3 protein-coding genes are annotated in these 6,418 nt (G+C 73.8%); 2 read left to right on the plus strand and 1 reads right to left on the minus strand.

What is annotated here, in order from left to right:
• A partial coding sequence (locus KME77_RS10320; protein ID WP_219464819.1) for an AfsR/SARP family transcriptional regulator occupies positions 1-2,812 on the minus strand: 2,812 nt, incomplete at its 3' end.
• Between the two features lie 667 nt (positions 2,813-3,479).
• On the opposite strand from KME77_RS10320, the gene KME77_RS10325 reads away from it, so the two are divergent.
• Together KME77_RS10325 and KME77_RS30245 are read left to right on the plus strand one after the other, a co-directional pair.
• Positions 3,480-5,924 (plus strand): SCO7613 C-terminal domain-containing membrane protein, encoded by a 2,445-nt coding sequence (locus KME77_RS10325; RefSeq protein ID WP_219464821.1) that lies wholly within the window; start codon positions 3,480-3,482, stop codon positions 5,922-5,924.
• A gap of 69 nt (positions 5,925-5,993) precedes the next feature.
• Positions 5,994-6,418, plus strand: a 425-nt coding sequence (locus KME77_RS30245; RefSeq protein ID WP_219464823.1) for a class I SAM-dependent methyltransferase, incomplete at its 3' end; no start/stop codon positions are given.

The raw sequence follows: 6,418 nt of genomic DNA on the forward strand, positions 1-6,418 counted from the left end.
GCGGTGCTTCGGCCAGGCCGAGCCGGGCGTGCTCGCGGGCCGCCTCCAGTCGGCCGGCGAGCCGCTCCAGTCGTGCCAGGCCCAGGCACACCTGCGCCCGTGACTCCGCCGACCCGGCCCGCCGTACCTGATCGAGCAGGTCCGTCAACTGCCGCCGCCCGCCGTCCACGTCGCCGGCCGCAGCCTGGTGCAGCGCCGCCGCCACCTCGTTCTCCAGGCTGTGCTCGGGCATGCCCAGCTCCTGGAAGTACCGGGTGGCCCGCTCGGCCAGCGCGGGCGCGCCGTCCGGGTCGCCGGACCGTCGCAGCGCCGCGTTCAGGGTGCTGAACGTGATCGCCAGACCCCACCGTTCGCCCAGCTCCTCGAAGCCGGTACACGCACGCGACAGCAGGCGTGTCGCCTCGCCGGCGTGCCCGGTGTTCATGGCCAGCACGCCCTGAACCAGCAGGTCCAGCGCCCTGCTCCAGGGATCCGTCCCGGCGGGCGGGGGAGCGAGCCGGTCCTGATCGCGTCCCGAGCCTATGGCGAGCGTCAGCCAGGCCATCCTCACGATGGGGTGGGTGCTGGAAGGGCCCGCCTCCAGCGCCTTCCTGATCCGGTCGAAGGCCTCCTCCGCCTCGTCCGGCCGGCTGATGGTCTCGGTGGTGGCGAGCGCGTGCGCGGCGACCAGCAGCGCACGCGCCCCCGGCTCGGCCGGCCCAGGAGCCCGGAGGATTCGTCCCAGCAGGTCCAGCGACTCCGGCGGATGGTCGCGCAGGAACCAGTACCAGCACAACGCGACGCCGAACCGTACCGCCAGACCGGCGTCACCGGACTCCACCGCCCAGCGGATCGCGGCCGACAGGTTGTCCCGCTCCGCCGCCAGGCGGCCCAGCACGCGCAACTGGCCGGACGTGCGCAGGCATGGATCGGCGGTCTCGGCCAGGTGGAGGAAGAAGGCGGCGTGCCGCGCGCGTACGGCCTCGACCTCGGCACGCAGCGCCAGTCGTTCGCGGCCGTACTCGCGGATGGTCTCCAGCATGCGGTAGCGCGGCTCGACCGGGTCGGCCGGCTCCACGGGGTGCAACAGGGACTTGTCGGCCAGCGCCACCAGCAACTCCCGGACGTCACCTGTCCGGCCGATCGCTTCCGCCGCGTCCTCGGAGAAGTCGCCGGGCACGATCGACAGCCGTTCCAGCAGCTCCCGTTCGTCGGCGTCGAGCAGGTCCCAGCTCCAGGCCACCGCGGCGGCCAGGGTCCGGTGCCGTGGCAACGCGGTGCGGCTGCCCCCGGTGAGCAGCCGGAACCGGTCGTCCAGCCGCGCCGCGACCGCCTCGACCGGCAGGACGCGCAACCGGGCCGCGGCCAGTTCGATCGCCAGCGGCAGGCCGTCCAGGCGGCGGCAGATCTCGGCCACCGCCGTCAGCGCGCCGCCTTCCGGAGCGAACCCCGGCCGCACCGCCGCGGCCCGGTCGCGGAACAGCCGGACCGCCGCGCAGGCGCGGGCCCGTTCGGCCGTCGCCCCAGGCTCGGGCAGCTCCAGCGGGAGTACGGGGTGCAGGGTCTCGCCGTCGATGCGCAGGGGCTCCCGGCTGGTGGCCAGCACCCGCAGCCTCGGGCAGCGGCTGAGCAGGGTCGCGGCGAGCGTCGCGGCGGCCTCGATGACGTGCTCGCAGTTGTCCAGCACCAGCACCAGGTCGTCGTCCGCGAGCGTCTCGGCCAGGTGCTCCAGAACCGCCTCCGGCGCGACGGGACGGAGGTGGCCATGGCCTCCCTCGGGTGCGACGGGCCGCTCCTCGCGTGCCCGTAACCGTTCGAGCACCACGCGAGGCACGTCGTCCGGCCCCGCCGGGGCCAGCGGGACGAACCACACCCCGCCCGGCGGCCCGCCCGACACCCCAAGCTCTCGCCCGATGACGTTGGCCAGCCGGGACTTGCCCGACCCGCCGGAACCGACCAGCGTGACCAGCCGAACCCGGCCGAGCAGCTCGACCACCCGGCGGACATCGTCGTCGCGGCCCACGAAGCTGGTCAGCGGGACGTCCAGGTTGCCGGCCGATCGGCGGGGCCGGGGCAGCTCACCGCGCAACACCGCCAGGTGGGCCTCCTGGAGCTGCGGCCCCGGATCGCTGCCGAAGGCGTCCGCCAGCAGCACCCGTACCCGCTGGTAGGCCGCCAGCGCCTCGGCGCCACGACCGTTCCGGGCCAGGGCCCGGACGAGCTGGGCGTGCAGCCGTTCGCGCAAGGGGTGCGCGGCGGTCAGCGCCTCCAGCTCGGCGACGAGGTCGAGGTCGCCGCCCAGCGCGAGGTCCGCCTCGACCCGGTCCTCCAGGACGGCCAGCCGGGCGCGCTCCAGCCGCTCGGCCTCGGCGGCGGCGAACGGCGCCCCGCGTACGTCCGCCAGCGCCGGACCTCGCCACAGTCCCAGGGCCTCGCGGAACATGGCGGCGGCCTCGGCGGGGCGGGATTCGGCGTGCGAACGCCGGCCCGCGCGGGCCAGCCGCTCGAACCGTACGGCGTCGACCGCCTCCGGCTCCACGGCCAGCCGATACCCGGCCGGGCCGGAGGTGAGCAGGCCGGGATCACCCAGGACGCGCCGCAACCGGGACACCAGCGACTGCAACGCGTGCAGATGATCGGCCGGCGTCTCACTCTTCGGCGTCTCGTCCCACAGAGCCTCGATCAGGGTCGCCGGCCGGACGGTACGCCCGGCGTCCACCACCAGCCGGGCCAGCAACGCCCGCAACCGCGCGCCCCCGACCCGCGTCGGGCCGGCGGCGGTCTCCAGCGTCAGGGGACCGAGGACGCCGACGCGCACCCGCGCATCTGCCATGGCCAGCAGTCTGTCAGACGGCGGCCCGCTGTCCGGTGATCGTCATTCCGGTGACAGTGGTGCGCAAGGAGGTCACGGTGAAGTATGGGGGTCGTCTCGACGGGTTCATGACGGGGTAGCGGTGCGAGGAAATATGAAATGTCCTGACTGCGGTGCGGCGGTCTCGGGGGCCGGGTCTCAGGGGCCGCCGGCCAGATGCCCGGCGTGCGCACTGCCTCTGCGGGGGCCGGCCGCGTACGAGCTCTGGCAGGTGGACCAGGCGCTCGCCGGGCTGAGGAACCAGCAGGAGCGACTACAGGCCCGCCGTACGGAGCTGCTCGGCTTCCTGCGCGCTGACGCGGCCGGTCAGGGCGCAACAGGTCAGGGAGCGGCAGGTCAGGGGGTAGCAGGTCAGGGGGCGGCAGATACGAGCGCGGCGGGCGTGGGTACGGCGTGTGCGGGCGCGGCGGATCAGGGGGCCACGGGTACGGCGCCTCCCTACCCGGCCGCACAGCCGCACACAGCCGCACAGCCGCCGTACCCGTCGTGGGCTGCGGCCGGACCTGGCGCTACGGGGCGCGGGGTCCCAGCGCCCGGACCCACCGGCCCCGGACCCACCGGCCCCGGGCCTGCGGGATACGGACCTGCGGGATACGGGCCTGCGGGGCCCGGAGCCGCGGGGGCGGGTGTGCCCAGGCGGGAGGTCTCTCCGGGGGCCGCCAAGAACGTCCTGCTCATCCTCGGCGGCCTGCTGCTGACGGTGGCTGCGGTGGTGTTCACGATGGTGAGCTGGGGCCGGCTGGGCATCGGCGGGCGCGCCGCCGTGCTGGCCGCGTTCACCGTGCTGGTCATGCTGGCCCCGGTCGTGCTGGTCCGGCGCAAGCTCACCGCGACGGCCGAGACCGTGGCGGGTCTCGCGGTCGCGCTGCTGCTGCTCGACGGCTACGCGGCCAGACGGGTGGGGCTCCTCGGAGTGGACACCCTCGACGCACTGCAGTACACGGCAGGCGTGTGCGCAGTCACCGCGCTCATCCTGGTGCCCTACGCCCGCGTCACTCAGCTTCGCGGACCCGCTCCGGTCGCCGTGGTGCTGGCACAACCGGTCCTGCCACTGCTGACCGGCGACCTGTCGACCACCTGGCTGGTAACCGCGCTGGTGGCCACCGCTGCGCTGGACGTCATCGTGGTCCGCATGACAGCCCTGAACGCAGCGCCGGGCCGTACGGCGGGGCATGACGTCACACAGGCCGGTACGGCAGCACGGAACGCCGCCCCGGTCGGCACGGCGACGCCAGACGTCGCCCCGGCCCGCACGGCGGAGCCGGACATCGCCCGGCTCCGCCACAGTCGTGGAGCGGTGAGGGTGACGGCCGCTCTGGCGGGCAGCGGCCTCGCAGCCCTCGCCATGCTGATCGGCGCGCCGTACGCGCTGGGATCCCCGTCCGTCGGCGAGGCCCTGAACAGGTCGGCGCCGCTGATCGCGCTGGCTCTGCTCGGCGGGTTCGTCACATGGCGGCTGGCCAGGCCGGGCCGGGTCGAGCAGGACATCCTGGCCGCCACGGCCACCGTCGGGACCGCGCTCACACTGATCGCCGTGCCGGCCGCGCTGGTACTGCCGACGCTGGACGGTCCGGGCACGGACTGGTATCCCCTGGCCTTCCTCGTTCCCGCCCTCGTGGTGATGCTCGCCGCCTCCTGGCTGCCCTGGCGGACGGTCCGGCTGACGGGCATGATCACCGGCGGGCTGGTGGCGTTGCTGGTCACGCTGACGCTGCTGCCTCGGCTCATGGTCACGTTGGCCGCGCCGTTCGCGTGGCTGGACGTGCTCGGGACGGGCAGGTGGGACGGACGGCAGTGGCAGCCGTTCGAGACGACGTCACCGGCGGACGTGGCAGTGCTGGCCATGGTGGCGCTCGGCCTCCTGGCCACAGCCGTACGCAGCACCGGCGGACGGCCGATGAGAGCGGCGACATCCGGCGCACCGGCATCCGAGACACAGGCGTCCGGAGTGCGGATGTCTGGGGTTCGGGCGTCTGGAGAGCAGATGTCCGGCATGCCGGTGTTCGGAACGTTGGTATCCAGGGCGCTGGTGGTCGGGGCGCTGGTGTTCGTGGCGGTTATGGTCGCGGTCGTCCCGCAGGTCTTCGCGATGCCCTATCTCGCCGCAGTGGTGGTGCAGGTGCTGCTGGCCGTCGTGCCCGCGGTGGTCGCCACGCTGGGACGGACCCCCTGGTGGGCGGTGGCGTGCGCGATCGTCGCCGGGCCGGCCTCGGTACGGGCGGCGGCGTACGCGTTCGGCAGCGAGCCGGCCACGCTGACCGTGCTGCCGATCCTGGCGATGACGGCCGCCGCCGTGGCGCTGGCGGCCAGGGTGAAGGAGCTGCGGCCTTGGGGGCTGGGCTTCGTCGTGCTGTTCCTGGGGTTGGAGGCGATGGCGGCGGCGCTCTCGCTGGGACTGCGTGTCATGGTCGCGGCGAGCGTGGGATTCACCGTGGCCGGGGTGCTGGTGCTGGTCATGTCGCTGTGGGCAGGCCCGGCCGGCCGAGTTGGCGTGTGGCAGGGAGCCGCCTCGGCCGGCCAGGGTGGCGTGTGGCAGGGGGTGGTCTTTGCTGGTCGGGGCGGTGTGAGCGGTCTCAGGTACATCGGCGCCATCCTGTTGCTGCTGGCCTCGTGGCTGCGGCTGGGGGCGGACGAGGTCACCGTCGTCGAGGCGTACACGGTGCCGTGCTCGCTGGTCCTGCTGGGGTCCGGGTGGTGGCGGCGGCGCGGCGCGCCGATCCCGTCGTGGGCGGCCTACGGCGCGGGCCTGTCGGTGACGATGCTGCCCAGCTTGGTGGCGGTGTACTCGGACACGGAATGGCGGCGGTCGCTGGCGCTCGGCGTGGTGGCGCTGGCGGTGCTGGTTGTTGGAGCCCGGTTCCGGCTCCAGGCGCCCACGGTGATCGGAGCCGTCGTGGTCGCCGGGGTCGCGGTACGGGAGCTGGCCCCGTACGTGTCGGAGATGCTCCTCACGGTGCCGCGATGGGTGCCGATCGCCGTGGGCGGGCTGCTGCTCGTGGTGGTCGGGGCGACGTACGAGGCTCGCATGCGAGATCTGCGCCGGTTGCGGGACACGCTGACGGCGATGGGCTGACGTTCGGCGATATTTGTCAGGGTTGGTTGGCGCCGTCGGTGGGACGGCTCGGGCAAGTACGCTTTGCTGGTGTTCTCGCCTCAAGGTCCGTCGCTGCGTGATCTGGTGGTTCAGGCGCTGTCCTCGGTCGAGGGCGGCTATGACCTGCTTGCCCCGAAGTTCGACCACACGCCTTTCCGTACCGGTGACGGCATCCTCGATGTGACCACCGACGAGTTGCGTCCGCTCGGGCCGTTCGGGGACGGGCTGGACGTGTGCTGCGGCACGGGCGCGGGCATGCGGACCCTCGGACCCCTGTGCCAGGGGCGGGTCACGGGCGTCGACTTCAGTGCCGGGATGCTAGCGCAGGCGCGCCAGGCGTATCCGGACGCCGATTGGGTGCAGGCTGACGTCCGCGACCTGCCGTTCGCCGGGGAGTTCGACCTCGCGGTCAGTTTCGGGGCGCTCGGGCACTTCCTGCCCGATGAACGGCCGGCGCTGTTCGCCGGAGTTCA

Origin of the sequence: Nonomuraea rhizosphaerae (assembly GCF_019396405.1) — a bacterium.
GTDB classification, from domain to species: domain Bacteria; phylum Actinomycetota; class Actinomycetes; order Streptosporangiales; family Streptosporangiaceae; genus Nonomuraea; species Nonomuraea rhizosphaerae.